This is a genomic window from Kaistella sp. CFF1-2 (assembly GCF_059509915.1).
Genome location: NZ_JCAKLF010000003.1, coordinates 98,063 through 110,668, shown reverse-complemented (window position 1 = coordinate 110,668; position 12,606 = coordinate 98,063). Strand labels below are relative to the sequence as shown.

The 12,606-nt window shown below is 37.5% G+C and carries 14 protein-coding genes; 8 read left to right on the top strand and 6 right to left on the bottom strand.

The annotated features are described in order from the left end of the window. Positions 1 to 140: 140 nt before the first annotated feature. A complete protein-coding gene (gene folE, locus AC5XHR_RS09795; RefSeq protein ID WP_495950610.1) occupies positions 141 to 806 on the bottom strand; it encodes a GTP cyclohydrolase I FolE in 666 nt (221 codons plus the stop codon). Positions 807 to 988: 182 nt separating this feature from the next. Here folE and AC5XHR_RS09790 point away from each other — a divergent pair, with 182 nt between their 5' ends. Genes AC5XHR_RS09790 through pyk form a run of 5 tightly spaced genes read left to right on the top strand, consistent with a single transcriptional unit; the run spans position 989 to position 5,167 of the window. Next, positions 989 to 1,228, top strand: a complete 240-nt coding sequence (locus AC5XHR_RS09790; RefSeq protein WP_002976354.1) for an acyl carrier protein — start codon at positions 989 to 991, stop codon at positions 1,226 to 1,228. A gap of 24 nt (positions 1,229 to 1,252) precedes the next feature. After that, positions 1,253 to 2,500, top strand: a complete 1,248-nt coding sequence (fabF, locus tag AC5XHR_RS09785; protein ID WP_495950609.1) for a beta-ketoacyl-ACP synthase II — start codon at positions 1,253 to 1,255, stop codon at positions 2,498 to 2,500. 16 nt (positions 2,501 to 2,516) lie between these two features. After that, positions 2,517 to 3,284, top strand: coding sequence for a ribonuclease III family protein (locus AC5XHR_RS09780; protein ID WP_495950608.1), 768 nt, complete (start codon positions 2,517 to 2,519; stop codon positions 3,282 to 3,284). Beyond that, positions 3,259 to 3,729 carry an IPExxxVDY family protein gene (locus AC5XHR_RS09775; RefSeq protein ID WP_495950607.1) on the top strand — a complete coding sequence of 157 codons (471 nt, stop codon included), beginning with the start codon at positions 3,259 to 3,261 and terminating at the stop codon, positions 3,727 to 3,729. Before AC5XHR_RS09780 ends, AC5XHR_RS09775 begins: the two co-directional genes overlap by 26 nt. Further along, positions 3,722 to 5,167: a pyruvate kinase gene (pyk, locus tag AC5XHR_RS09770; protein WP_495950606.1), complete on the top strand. Its 1,446-nt coding sequence runs from the start codon at positions 3,722 to 3,724 to the stop codon at positions 5,165 to 5,167. Before AC5XHR_RS09775 ends, pyk begins: the two co-directional genes overlap by 8 nt. A 37-nt stretch (positions 5,168 to 5,204) precedes the next feature. On the opposite strand, the gene AC5XHR_RS09765 is transcribed toward pyk, so the two are convergent. The 3 genes from AC5XHR_RS09765 to hutI form a co-directional block, all read right to left on the bottom strand. Then, on the bottom strand, positions 5,205 to 6,500 hold the full coding sequence (locus AC5XHR_RS09765; protein ID WP_495950605.1) for an aldehyde dehydrogenase family protein: 1,296 nt from the start codon (positions 6,498 to 6,500) through the stop codon (positions 5,205 to 5,207). Positions 6,501 to 6,585: 85 nt separating this feature from the next. After that, positions 6,586 to 7,494, bottom strand: a complete 909-nt coding sequence (gene hutG / locus AC5XHR_RS09760; RefSeq protein WP_495950604.1) for a formimidoylglutamase — start codon at positions 7,492 to 7,494, stop codon at positions 6,586 to 6,588. Then, complete coding sequence (gene hutI, locus AC5XHR_RS09755; protein ID WP_495950603.1) at positions 7,491 to 8,720, bottom strand: imidazolonepropionase; 1,230 nt, start codon at positions 8,718 to 8,720, stop codon at positions 7,491 to 7,493. Before hutI ends, hutG begins: the two co-directional genes overlap by 4 nt. A 115-nt stretch (positions 8,721 to 8,835) precedes the next feature. Here hutI and ruvB point away from each other — a divergent pair, with 115 nt between their 5' ends. From ruvB to coaE, 3 genes are all read left to right on the top strand, one after another. Further along, the gene (gene ruvB / locus AC5XHR_RS09750; RefSeq protein WP_495950602.1) at positions 8,836 to 9,858 is read left to right on the top strand and encodes a Holliday junction branch migration DNA helicase RuvB; all 1,023 of its coding nucleotides are present in this window, start codon (positions 8,836 to 8,838) and stop codon (positions 9,856 to 9,858) included. An 82-nt stretch (positions 9,859 to 9,940) separates the two neighbouring features. Then, positions 9,941 to 10,807 carry an MBL fold metallo-hydrolase gene (locus tag AC5XHR_RS09745; protein ID WP_495950601.1) on the top strand — a complete coding sequence of 289 codons (867 nt, stop codon included), beginning with the start codon at positions 9,941 to 9,943 and terminating at the stop codon, positions 10,805 to 10,807. Positions 10,808 to 10,822: 15 nt separating this feature from the next. Continuing rightward, positions 10,823 to 11,449, top strand: coding sequence for a dephospho-CoA kinase (coaE, locus tag AC5XHR_RS09740; RefSeq protein ID WP_495950600.1), 627 nt, complete (start codon positions 10,823 to 10,825; stop codon positions 11,447 to 11,449). 73 nt (positions 11,450 to 11,522) lie between these two features. Here the strand turns inward: coaE and AC5XHR_RS09735 are convergent, their stop codons facing one another. Both AC5XHR_RS09735 and AC5XHR_RS09730 read right to left on the bottom strand, forming a co-directional pair. Continuing rightward, on the bottom strand, positions 11,523 to 12,167 hold the full coding sequence (locus AC5XHR_RS09735; RefSeq protein ID WP_495950599.1) for a DUF6048 family protein: 645 nt from the start codon (positions 12,165 to 12,167) through the stop codon (positions 11,523 to 11,525). Next, a complete protein-coding gene (locus AC5XHR_RS09730) occupies positions 12,124 to 12,600 on the bottom strand; it encodes a DUF6452 family protein (RefSeq protein ID WP_495950598.1) in 477 nt (158 codons plus the stop codon). Before AC5XHR_RS09730 ends, AC5XHR_RS09735 begins: the two co-directional genes overlap by 44 nt. Positions 12,601 to 12,606: the final 6 nt, after the last annotated feature.

Sequence of the window (12,606 nt, the reverse complement as noted above, 5' to 3'; positions counted from 1 at the left end):
ATATTAAATGATTGAAAAAATACTTGATGTAAAATCTAAAATAAGGAACTATCCACAACAAATAATCGTTGTGATATAAATGGTATTCGATATTTTCTTAAACTTGGTCATCGTATATTTTTCTAGACAAAAAAATCCATTTAATTAATCGTTGCATGACTTCCTACATAATGAAGGAATTCTTGCCTTGTAATTGGATTGGTACGGAAAATTCCGCTTAATTCAGCTGTAATCGTAGAACTTGCGGTGTCTTTAATTCCACGACAGTTCACGCAAAGATGTTTTGCATCAATAATACAAGCCACATCCTTTGTTCCTAAAGCTTCTTTTAAAGCATCCACAATTTGCATCGTCAAACGCTCTTGAACTTGAGGGCGTTTCGCATAATAATCAACAATACGATTGATTTTTGATAAACCAATCACCTCGCCATTTGATATATACGCTACATGAGCCTTCCCAATTATTGGTAAAAAATGATGTTCACAGAAGGAATATACGGTAATATCTTTTTCCACTAGCATTTGTCTGTACTTATACTTATTCGAAAACGTAGAAATACCTGGTTTGTTTTCAGGAAGTAAACCACCAAAAATTTCATTCACATACATTTTTGCCACGCGTCTAGGTGAGTCTTTCAATGAATCATCCGTCATATCCAAACCTAACGTTTGCATAATTTCTCCGAATAGTCGTTGTATTTTATCAATCTTTTCCGCAGGAGTTAGTTTAAACGCATCCTCACGAATAGGAGTATGCTCTTTTCCTGTAAAAAGATCGTCATCATTATCAAAATTATGATCCATAATTTAGCATTTAAGAATACAAAATTACGTATTTTAGGAGAGAAGGGAAAAAGAATTCTTGTTGATATCAGTTAATTGGAAAAAAAGATGGAAAAAAAATCATTCTGATGGCGAAAAGAATTTTAAATGTTAAAGAATTTTATATATTTGCACCTATCTAACAACTAATAAAATCATATATTATGTCAGACATTGCATCAAGAGTAAAAGCTATCATCGCTGATAAGCTAGACGTTGAGGAAACAGAAGTAACTCCAGAAGCTAGCTTCACAAACGATCTAGGAGCTGATTCTTTGGATACTGTAGAATTAATCATGGAATTTGAAAAGGAATTCAACATTCAAATCCCTGATGATCAAGCAGAAAAAATTACTACTGTAGGTCACGCTATTGCTTACATCGAAGAAGTAGTAAACAAATAATACTAAAGAAGATAGAATAATTTTATGGAATTGAAAAGAGTAGTTGTCACAGGATTTGGTGCGATCACGCCAATTGGTAAAAATGCAAAAGAATACTGGGAAAACCTTATTAAAGGGGTGAGCGGTGCTGCTCCAATTACGCTTTTCGATTCCGAAAATTTCAAAACAAAATTTGCCTGCGAGGTAAAGGATTTCGATCCTTTGCAGTATTTCGACAAGAAAGAGGCAAAAAAAATGGACCGTAATACACAGCTAGGTTTAGTTGCTGCTCGTGAAGCCGTTGCTCATGCACGTCTTATTGAGGACAACGTCGATAAAAACAGAGTTGGCGTTATTTGGGGTTCAGGAATTGGTGGTCTTGAAACTTTCGAAACGGAAGTTTTAGGTTATGCTGCTTCAAATGGCATCCCAAGATTTAACCCATTCTTTATTCCGAAAATGATTGCGGATATTACTCCAGGACACATTTCTATGGAATACGGTTTTCATGGACCAAACTACACAACTGTATCTGCTTGTGCATCATCTGCAAACGCCCTTATCGATTCTAAAATGCTTATCCAACTAGGAAAAGCAGACGTTATCGTCTGTGGTGGTTCTGAAGCTGCTGTAACAGCAAGTGGTGTTGGAGGTTTCAATTCCATGATGGCACTTTCTACAAGAAATGACGATCCTAAAACCGCTTCTAGACCTTTTGATAAAGACCGAGATGGTTTTGTATTAGGAGAAGGAGCAGGAAGCATCATTCTTGAGGAATACGAACACGCTGTAAAAAGAGGCGCAACCATTTACGCAGAACTTGCAGGAGGTGGAATGAGCGCTGATGCTTACCATATGACTGCACCACATCCAGAAGGACTTGGAGCGTATATGGTTATGAGAAACTGTCTTGATGACGCAGGATTAACAGCTGCTGATGTAGATCACATCAACATGCATGGTACCTCTACTCCATTAGGTGATATTGCAGAAGCAAATGCTATTGCAAAACTTTTTGGAGAAAATGCCTTTAATATTCAAATTAACTCAACGAAATCAATGACAGGTCACTTACTAGGTGCAGCCGGAGTTATTGAAGCAATTGCAGCTCTTCACACTATTGTAGAAGGTATTGTTCCACCTACTATCAATCATTTCACAGATGATGAGAGAATTGATAATAGATTGAACTTCACTTTCAACGAGCCGGTGAAAAAAGAGGTAAACGTTGCGATGAGTAACACGTTTGGTTTTGGAGGTCATAACGCTTGTGTCCTTTTCAAAAAAGTCTGATTAATTCCATTAATCAATGAGGTTTCGGAAATACATTCCCAAATTTCTACATAAAAAGAGAAAAACCACTCCACTTTCTAAAGATGACCAAAAGTTTATTGAGAAAGTAAGCCGAATTGTGGGCTATACTGTTCATAAACCTCATCTTTTTATCGAAGCTTTTTCTTTAAAAGGTTCCTCAGACAGAAGCCGAAAAAATTACGAACGATTAGAGTTTCTAGGTGATGCCGTTTTGGGATCCATAATTTCTTGTTATTTATACGAGAATTACCCAAAAGCGAACGAAGGGTATATGACCCAAATGAAATCGAAGATCGTTAATCGTAAAAATCTAAACAAGCAAGGAGACGAACTTGGTTTAGCCGAAATGTTGCGAAATGATGGAAGCAGTACTTTGAGTGAAAATCTTTCGGGAAATCTTCTTGAAGCCCTAATTGGCGCCGTCTTTTTGGATGTTGATTACGAAACATGCCGAAAAGTGGTCATGAAAAAACTGCTTACTCCAAATGAAATTCTTAAATTAGAGAATAAAATTGTAAGTTATAAGAGCTTACTTTTGGAATGGTCGCAAAAGAAAAAGAACATTTTACGTTATGAAACCTTAGAAGAAATTCTTCCGAACAACACACCTTCCTTCCGAAGTTTTGTTTGGTTGGGTGATGTGAAAATTTCTAATGCAACAGCGGCTTCCAAGAAAAAAGCAGAAGAAAAAGCAGCGCAACGCGCTTTTTATATTTTAAATAAAAAACAAAACATTCTTGAAAAACCAAAGATTAACTCTTGATTATGAAGATGATGCTAGCATCATTTTAGGCTTAGTACGACTTATAAAGCCCGTTCAGGATCATGAACTATTCTTTCATATCAATCAGATTAATGACCTTTGTTTTCAACGAATTGATGACTTCCCTATAGAAAAAGAATACCACTCGTATTCGCATTCCGTTTTCACGGCATTCCATCAAGGGGTACAGAATTGCATTCAGTTCATCAGTAATAAATCCATCGTCCACACCAAAAAAAAAGAGATCGTTGAGCTCTTTACAGATGAAGAGGATGTTAACTATTTATTACCAAATTTTCAAGATGTAGACTACATTATTAAAACATCTGACAATATTGATGAATTTTCCGTAATTTTGTTGCCCGAAAATATGATGTTTCAAATACAAGAATATGAACTGACTTCGGAAGAAGAGTTCTATCATTTAATACAATATTATGAGTAAAAGATTAAAGAAGACTAAGGTTGTTGCAACGTTGGGGCCAGCTTCTTCAAGCAAAGAGGTGATTATTGATTTAATCAAGGCAGGTGTAGATATCTTCAGAATCAACTTTTCTCATGCAGATTATGATCTGGTTAGAAAAAATGTTGAAACCATTCGAGAAATCAATGCAGACTTTGGCTACTCCGTAGGAATCTTAGGAGACTTACAAGGTCCGAAACTTCGAGTTGGCGTGGTGAAGGAGGGTTCTTACCTGAATCCTGGTGATGTATTAACATTCACCAATGAAAAAATTGAAGGTGACTCTACTCGAGTATTCATGACCTACCAGCAATTCCCACAAGATGTAAAAGTGGGTGAGCGAATCTTGATTGATGATGGCAAATTGGTTTTGGAAGTTCTAGAGACAAACGGTGTTGATACTGTAAAAGCGAAAACCATCCAAGGGGGACCTTTAAGTTCTAAAAAAGGGGTAAACCTGCCTAATACCAATGTATCACTTCCTGCTTTAACTGAAAAAGATATTCAGGATGCTAATTTCATGTTGGACTTAGAATTGGACTGGATTGCCCTTTCTTTTGTAAGACATGCACAAGATATTATTGATCTTAAAGAATTGATCAGCAAGCACCCAACCAATAAATTCAAAACGCCAATCATCGCTAAAATTGAGAAACCAGAAGGTGTGAAAAACATCGACGAAATCTTAATGGAATGTGATGGTTTAATGGTTGCTAGAGGAGATTTAGGTGTTGAAGTTCCAATGGAGGAAGTTCCTGCAATTCAGAAAAACTTGGTAGAAAGAGCAAGAGCGCATGCGAAGCCCGTAATTATTGCAACGCAGATGATGGAAACCATGATCAACAGCCTTACGCCTACAAGAGCAGAGGTTAATGACGTGGCAAATTCTGTATTGGATGGTGCCGATGCAGTAATGCTTTCTGGCGAAACTTCGGTGGGTAAATACCCGGTTGAAGTGGTAAGCAACATGACGAAAATTATTAAAAACATTGAACAAACCGAATTTTATAAGTCTAAGAATACGATTATCGAAAAAGAGTTCAACTGTATTGATGAACGTTTTATTACAGACCGTGTCTGTTTAGCAGCGGTAAGAATCGCAAAAAGTACCGATGTACAAGCGATTATCACGCTTACCTATTCAGGATATACGGCGTTCCAAATTTCATCCCACAGACCAGACTCTCATATCATTGTTTATAGCTCAAACAGACGAGTTATCAATATGTTGAATTTACTTTGGGGCGTACGTGCTTTCTTTTACGACATGAAGAAATCAACGGACGAAACAATTATCCAAGTAAACGCGTTAACATACAACAGTGGATTTGTTGAAGAAGGCGACATGGTGGTAAACATCAACGCGATGCCAGCTCACGACGATGCCAAAACAAATACGTTACGATTAACGTTTATCTAAATAAAAAAAGCTCCTCAAATTGAGGAGCTTTTTCGTTTTATGAATTTCCGACAATGGTTTTTGCCGTAACAAATTCTTTCAAAGCATGAAGTGAAAGTTCGGTACCATACCCCGAAGTTTTCGTTCCACCAAAAGGAAAACGAGGATCCGAACTCGTCATTCGATTAATATTGACTGTTCCTGAATCTAAATCTTCAATAAAAAACTGTTGACGGGATTTTGAACTTGTCCAAACCGCATTTGACAATCCAAAAGGAATATCATTCGCCAATTCCAAAGCATGTTGATCGTCGTTCGCAATCATGATCATTCCTAGCGGACCAAATAATTCTTCTTGCAAAATTGGATTCCCTTCTTGAACTTTGATTAATCCCGGTTCAAAACCCGTTTTAGAAACCCGTTTTAAAGGCAAAATAACTTCAGCTCCATGATCCAAAGCCTTTGTATACTGAACTTCCAATTCGTCTGCTAAATCAGCTCTAGACATTCCAGAAAGTTTCGTCGTTTTATCAAATGGATCACCAAGTAAGAATTTCTGATATTCTTCAATAAATTTTGGAAGAAACGTTGCTTCAACAGACTTTTCAATAATAAAACGTTTGGCAGCAACACAAGTCTGACCACAATTTTGAAGTCGAGCCAAAGCTCCTACATTCGCAGCTTTATCCAAATCGGCATCATCCAAAACAATAAAAGCATCGCTTCCGCCCAATTCCAAAAGAGATTTTTTAATCAATTTACCGGCTTGGCTAGCGACATCAGCACCTGCTTTTTCACTTCCAGTCAACGAAACAGCTTGAACGGCTTTGTGAGCCAAAACTTCTTTCACTTCGTCATGTCCGATTTCCAAATTCTGGAAAATCCCTTTTGGAAAACCCGCATCTAAAAATAGATGCTCGATCGCATTTCCGCTTCCGAAACAAATAGAAGCGTGTTTTAAAAGTGTTGTATTTCCAGCTAAAATCGCTGGAATTGCAAAACGTAAGACTTGCCAAAACGGGAAATTCCACGGCATTACACCAAGAATAACACCTTTCGGAACAAAATGAACTTCAGAAATAGTTAGTTCAGAATCGATTTTTTCGACTTGTAAAACGTTTTCTGCCTTTGCATAATATTCCATCATCAAACCGCATTTTTCAACTTCTGCAATGGATTGCGAAATCGGTTTATGCATTTCGGTTGTAATCATTTTACCATAGTCTTCCGCTCGTTCTTTTATTAACATTGCGGCTTTTGCAATTAACTTTTGACGCACTTCAAATGGTACTTTTCGCCATTCTAAAAACGCGTCGTGTGCTAACTCAACTTTATCTTGTAAGTGCTTGTTCATTTTTTAATTTTGACTTTTTGAAAGCAATTTGTATTCCTAGACTTTTGAATTATGATTGGTTTTGTAAATTCTATAAGATGAAAATTTAAATCATAAACCATTCGTTCATCAAAGCTGCGGCTAATCTTGCTGTTCTGTTCTGAATATCAAACTCTGGATTGACTTCCGCAACATCTAACGCAACTAATTTGGGCTGCTTTAAAATATGCCTAAAAAACGTCATAAACGTCGCATCGGCAAAAATTCCATTATACGCCAAAGCCGAAACTCCTGGCGCAATTGACGCATTAAAAACATCCATGCAAATCGTTACATAAACGACATCTACTTCTTGTACCAAAACGTTAATTCGTTCATAAATGGAAACCAAATTCTCGTAAAAAAGTTCATCAGCAAGAATGTATTTCATTCCCATCTGATGCGCTGTATCGAATAGCTGTAACGTATTTGAATTTCGTTGAATCCCAATGTGCAACGAATGAATGTCACCTTCTACCGCTATTTGCCAGAAACCCGTTCCCGAACTTGCACCGTGTTCCGGTTTTCGATTATCAAAATGCGCATCGATATTGATAATTCCAATTTTAGAATTTGGAAAAGCTTTTCTAATTCCGGAATAATGGGCAAACGTAACTTCATGCCCACCCCCCAAAATAACAGATTTTGCTTTTGCTTTCAAAACCTTAGAAACACGCTCTGCTAATTCATTTTGAGCTATTTCAAGTTGATTTCCAGCACATTCAATATTTCCAGCATCCCAAAGTTTAAATTGTGAATTCACAACTGGAAAATTCACCATTTGAGCACGAATAATATCTGGTGCGGCTTTCGCTCCTACTCGACCTTTATTTCTTCGAACACCTTCATCAACCGCAAATCCGTGAAGCACAAAATCCGTTTCTTGAACTTGAGTATACTCCGAAAGCAGTTCTACTCGTTGGAAAATCCGATGATGCAATGGGCTTTCGCCATCATTTCGCCCATCCCAAATCATGATTTCAACTTTTGACCGTTAACATAAACTGCGCTAGGCATTAAACTTCCTTGTTGGTATAAAATATTTTGAAAATTATCCGTTTTAAACACCACCAAATCTGCTTTTTTCCCTGAATCGATACTTCCACGATCCGAAAGATTCAACGCTTTTGCTGCTCTAAACGTAATTCCAGCCAAAACCTCAGCGGTTGTTAATTTCTGAAAAGTTGCTAAAACACTCGCTTGCGTCAACAAATTCCCCATGGGTGCCGAACCAGGATTCCAATCCGTTGCAATTGCTAAACAAGCTCCTGCATTCAATAATTTACGAGCTGGAGTAAAAGGTTCGCCAAGTCCTAAACTTGCTCCCGGAAGAGCCGTGGCGACCGTTTCTGACTTTGCAAGAAAATCAATATCGTCATCCGAAGTTGCTTCCAAATGATCCGCAGAAAAAGCGCCAACTTCAACCGCAATTCGAGAACTTCCTGGTGTAAACTGATCTGCATGAACCGTAACTTCAAATCCTAATTCTTTTGCTTTCAACAAAAAAGCTTTACTATCTTCTGGCTGAAATGCCGATTTCTCAATAAAAATATCGACACGATTTGCTAATCCTTCTTCTTTAACTTCAGGAAGAATTTCGGTCAAAATGTAATTTAAATACGCTTCATCCGAACCATCAAAATCTTTTGGTTTTAGATGTGCTGACAAACACGTTGGAACCAAGGTAACCGATGTTTTTTCTGCTGCATTTTTGATGGCACGAAGCATTTTCAATTCACTTTCAACATTCAACCCATAACCGCTTTTCACTTCGATTGTCGTAATTCCTTGGCTAGCTAAAAATGAAATTCGCTCCAACATTTTTGCTTCCAATTCTTCTTGCGAGGCTTGACGTGTATGTTGTACGGAACTCCAAATTCCGCCACCACTTTGAGCAATATCCAAATACGATTTCCCAGCATTACGCATGGCAAAATCATTAGCACGATTTCCTGCAAAACAAATATGCGTATGGGAATCTACAAAACCTGGAAGCAACACTTGATCTCCTTCTATTTTATCTAATTTGGCATTTGGATAAATTCGCTGCAAATACTCAAAATCGCCAACATCAAGAATTTCATCTTCTTCAATAAACACCGCTCCGTTGGTAATCACTTCCAATTGTTCATCTGTCAAAGCTCCTTTCATTGGGAGATTACGCATCGTTACAATTTGTTTGAATGGGCCAATTAATACCATAAAAAATCTGTTTTGTGTAAAATTAGTCAATTCTAAAACTTTAGAAAAATGAAAGCTGTTAAGAAATAAACACATTGCTCAAAATGCGTTATCTTTACATCAAAATAGAGAATACATGCCGGATTTTCTGCATCCCGATAAAGAAAATTATTCCCACGAAGATTTGCAACAAGAGGAAAAAATTCGTCCCCAGAGTTTCAGTGATTTTGCTGGACAACGGAAGACAATGGACAACCTTGAAGTTTTCGTTGCAGCTGCTAAAAACAGAGGCAATGCGTTAGACCATGTTCTTTTGCATGGCCCGCCAGGACTGGGAAAAACGACACTTTCTCATATTATTGCTAATGAATTGGGCGTTGGTTGCAAAGTTACTTCAGGACCGGTTTTGGATAAACCTGGAAGCCTTGCCGGATTACTTACCAATTTGGAAGAAAATGATGTTTTGTTTATCGACGAAATCCATCGTTTGTCCCCAATTGTAGAGGAGTATCTGTATTCTGCCATGGAAGATTACAAAATCGATATCATGCTGGAAACGGGTCCGAATGCGCGCAGCGTGCAAATTGCTTTAAATCCATTTACGTTAATTGGCGCAACAACGCGAAGCGGAATGCTCACCAAACCGATGTTAGCTCGATTTGGAATTCAATGCCGATTGGAATATTACAATGTAGAACTTCTCGGAATGATTATCGAACGAAGTGCTCGTGTGTTAGGCATTAAAATCTACGAAGATGCGGCATTAGAAATCGCAAGAAGAAGTCGTGGAACGCCTCGTATTGCCAATGCTTTATTGAGAAGAGTTCGAGATTTTGCTGAAATTAAAGGTAATGGTGAAATCGAAATAGGAATCACTAAGTTCGCTTTAAATTCATTAAATGTTGATGAATTTGGATTGGACGATATGGATAACAAAATCATGACAGTGATGATTGAAAACTTTCGCGGAAAACCTGTAGGGATTTCATCATTAGCAACTTCCATTGGAGAAAATCCTGAAACCCTTGAAGAAGTTTACGAACCGTATTTAATTCAAGAAGGGTTTATTATTCGTGGTCCGAGAGGAAGAGAAGTTACCGAAAAAGCGTATAAGCACCTCAATATTGAACGACCTACTCGTCCCGGAGAATTGTTTTAAATCAGTAAAAACCCAAAAGAACTGAAGACAAAGTTTTTTTCCTCCTGAAAAAATTTTTACTTTAGTAAAAAAGATAATCTCTATGAAACTATATCCCATACAATGCGGAAATTTTAAACTTGATGGTGGTGCGATGTTCGGTGTTGTTCCTAAAACACTTTGGCAAAAAACAAACCCAGCCGATTCGAACAATTTAATCGATCTTGGGATGCGTTCGCTCCTTATTGAAGATGGAAAAAAACTCGTTTTGGTGGATTGTGGTTTAGGAAACAAGCAAGATGACAAATTCTTCGGTCACTATTCCTTGTATGGAGACGAATCTTTAGATAAAAATTTACAGAAATACGGCTTTGTCCGTGAAGATATTACAGATGTATTTTTAACGCATTTGCATTTCGACCATTGTGGTGGCGCTATTGAATGGAATGATGAACGAAACGGCTATCGTCCTGCTTTTAAAAACGCACACTATTGGAGTAACGAAAATCATTGGGATTGGGCTGTTGATCCAAATCCGAGAGAAAAAGCCAGTTTTCTAAAGGAAAATATTCTGCCTATTCAAGAAAGTGGTCAATTGAATTTTTTACCACTTCCAACAACGGGAAATTATGGATTTGCTCCCGATCTTAAAATGGATGTTATCTTTGTGGATGGACATACGGAAAAGCAGATGCTTCCGGTGATTCAATATCAAGAAAAAACGATTGTTTTTGCCGCAGATTTAATTCCGACCGCAGGACATTTACCATTGGTTTATGTAATGGGATACGATACGCGTCCACTTTTAACGGTTGCTGAAAAGGAAAAATTCTTGAAACAATGTGTTGATAACGATTATTTATTGTTTTTTGAACATGATGCGCACAATGAATTAGCGAGTGTAAAAATGACAGAAAAAGGCGTTCGACTCGATCAAACGTATAGTTTTAATGAAGTTTTTGGATATTAATTTTTAAAAATATAAATGGAAAATCAAACAGAACCCGAACCCGAACCGAAAGTCATTGGACTAACAGGAGGAATAGGATCCGGAAAAAGTACAGTTGCCAAATTCCTACTGGAAATGGGCTTTCCTGTATACAACTCGGACACCAGAGCGAAAGAACTGGTGAACGAAAATGATGATTTAAAATCTAAAATCGTTTCGCTTTTAGGGGAAAAAGCCTACGATAACGAAGGAAAATATGATCGCAAATATGTAGGCGATTTGGTTTTCAACAATAAGGATTTACTAGAAAAACTAAATTCTTTAATTCATCCCGCTGTGGCATTGGATTTTGCACATTGGGTTCACTCTCAAACGGCACCGCTACTCTTCAAAGAAACCGCTTTATTGTTTGAATTGAGACTTCACGAAAAGACCGATGCATCTTTGCTTGTAACCGCAGACGATAACATTCGTATGAAGCGCGTTATGGACCGCGACGGGAAAACCTACCGTGAAGTTGAAAATGTGATGGACAAACAAATGTCGGAGCGAGAAAAATGCCGTAAAGCAGATTTCATTATCTACAACAACGGAAATCTAGAAGAATTAGAATCTGAAACTAAAAGTATCGTTGAAGCTATCAAAGATAAATTTTTAGGTTAATTTGATTGAACATATAACGAATTACGCCCCATCCTTTGGCCGGGGCGTAATTTATTTTTACAAAAATTGGTTTTTAAAATCGATACGCAATATTCCAAGCGAAACCTAAATTAAACCCTGTAGATGATTTCCCAAAACCAGGAACAATCATTGGTTTAATATCCTCTTGTTTCGTTGAAAAAAGTAGGTATCTCGGTTGCAATTGGACATCCACAAAAAAATTGGATTTAAACAACTGAACGCGACCTCCCAAACTTGCTTCTAACCAAACAGCAGTTTGATTGCTAGCTGGAAAACTCACAAAATAATCACCTGCTTCAAAACCACGAACCGGAACTTTATGATACTCTTGCTTGTAAAATGAAGCGCCTAATTTAGGTCCAGCATAGAAACCGTCATAGTCATTTTTAGGATCACGAACCATCATATAAATTGCTCCAGCCTTTACAAAAACGCCTGAAGCTTCGGCATCATAACCATTCTTTTCGTAGGTGTTTTTGCCAAATCCAGCATCAGCAACAACATGAATCTTCTTATTGATATTGTAGGAAGCAAAAGCTTGATACGTTTTCTGATCCGAAAAGAAGGACAATCCTGCATTCAGAATATCTACTCCCAACGAAAGATGTCGCTGAGGCTTTACTTTTAAACTATCTTGACCAAAAAAACTGGCACTAAGAAGGATCGAAAATAAAATAAAAATGCGTTTGTTCTTCATTCTTGATTTCGTTTTGTACCGATTGAATTTCTTTTACGGTAGTCGTAGATTGCAAACTCGTGGAAACACCTTCATAAACACGTTTCATTCCGCAGGCTGGCGTTACATATTCGGTTTTTGTGGTGTAACTCACTAGGACATTCGAAGGGGCAACTTGCTCGGATTTGCTCACACTAAAATTGGTGAACGTAGATTCGTCAATACGAAGCGGAACAAGTACAGAGTCTACATTTGCAGCTTCCAAAAGACCGTATTTACCATCCCCATAATCAACTTTAATACTGATATGTGGAATTCGATATGCTCGATTTTGAGTATCTCTGAATTTAATTTTCATTCTCGGCGTTGCTTCACCACTCATACAAATATCATCGTCACTTGTACAAGAAATAGCAAATAAACCAAGAATGAAAAATAAACCAATTCTTTTCATGAATTA

Excerpts from the sequence above, each read along its gene's own strand:
- folE (WP_495950610.1), bottom strand. The coding sequence starts at position 806 with ATGGATCATAATTTTGATAATGATGACGATCTTTTTACAGGAAAAGAG.
- AC5XHR_RS09790 (WP_002976354.1), top strand. The coding sequence starts at position 989 with ATGTCAGACATTGCATCAAGAGTAAAAGCTATCATCGCTGATAAGCTA.
- fabF (WP_495950609.1), top strand. The coding sequence starts at position 1,253 with ATGGAATTGAAAAGAGTAGTTGTCACAGGATTTGGTGCGATCACGCCA.
- AC5XHR_RS09780 (WP_495950608.1), top strand. The coding sequence starts at position 2,517 with ATGAGGTTTCGGAAATACATTCCCAAATTTCTACATAAAAAGAGAAAA.
- pyk (WP_495950606.1), top strand. The coding sequence starts at position 3,722 with ATGAGTAAAAGATTAAAGAAGACTAAGGTTGTTGCAACGTTGGGGCCA.
- AC5XHR_RS09765 (WP_495950605.1), bottom strand. The coding sequence starts at position 6,500 with ATGAACAAGCACTTACAAGATAAAGTTGAGTTAGCACACGACGCGTTT.
- hutG (WP_495950604.1), bottom strand. The coding sequence starts at position 7,494 with ATGATTTGGGATGGGCGAAATGATGGCGAAAGCCCATTGCATCATCGG.
- hutI (WP_495950603.1), bottom strand. The coding sequence starts at position 8,720 with ATGGTATTAATTGGCCCATTCAAACAAATTGTAACGATGCGTAATCTC.
- ruvB (WP_495950602.1), top strand. The coding sequence starts at position 8,836 with ATGCCGGATTTTCTGCATCCCGATAAAGAAAATTATTCCCACGAAGAT.
- AC5XHR_RS09745 (WP_495950601.1), top strand. The coding sequence starts at position 9,941 with ATGAAACTATATCCCATACAATGCGGAAATTTTAAACTTGATGGTGGT.
- coaE (WP_495950600.1), top strand. The coding sequence starts at position 10,823 with ATGGAAAATCAAACAGAACCCGAACCCGAACCGAAAGTCATTGGACTA.
- AC5XHR_RS09735 (WP_495950599.1), bottom strand. The coding sequence starts at position 12,167 with ATGAAGAACAAACGCATTTTTATTTTATTTTCGATCCTTCTTAGTGCC.
- AC5XHR_RS09730 (WP_495950598.1), bottom strand. The coding sequence starts at position 12,600 with ATGAAAAGAATTGGTTTATTTTTCATTCTTGGTTTATTTGCTATTTCT.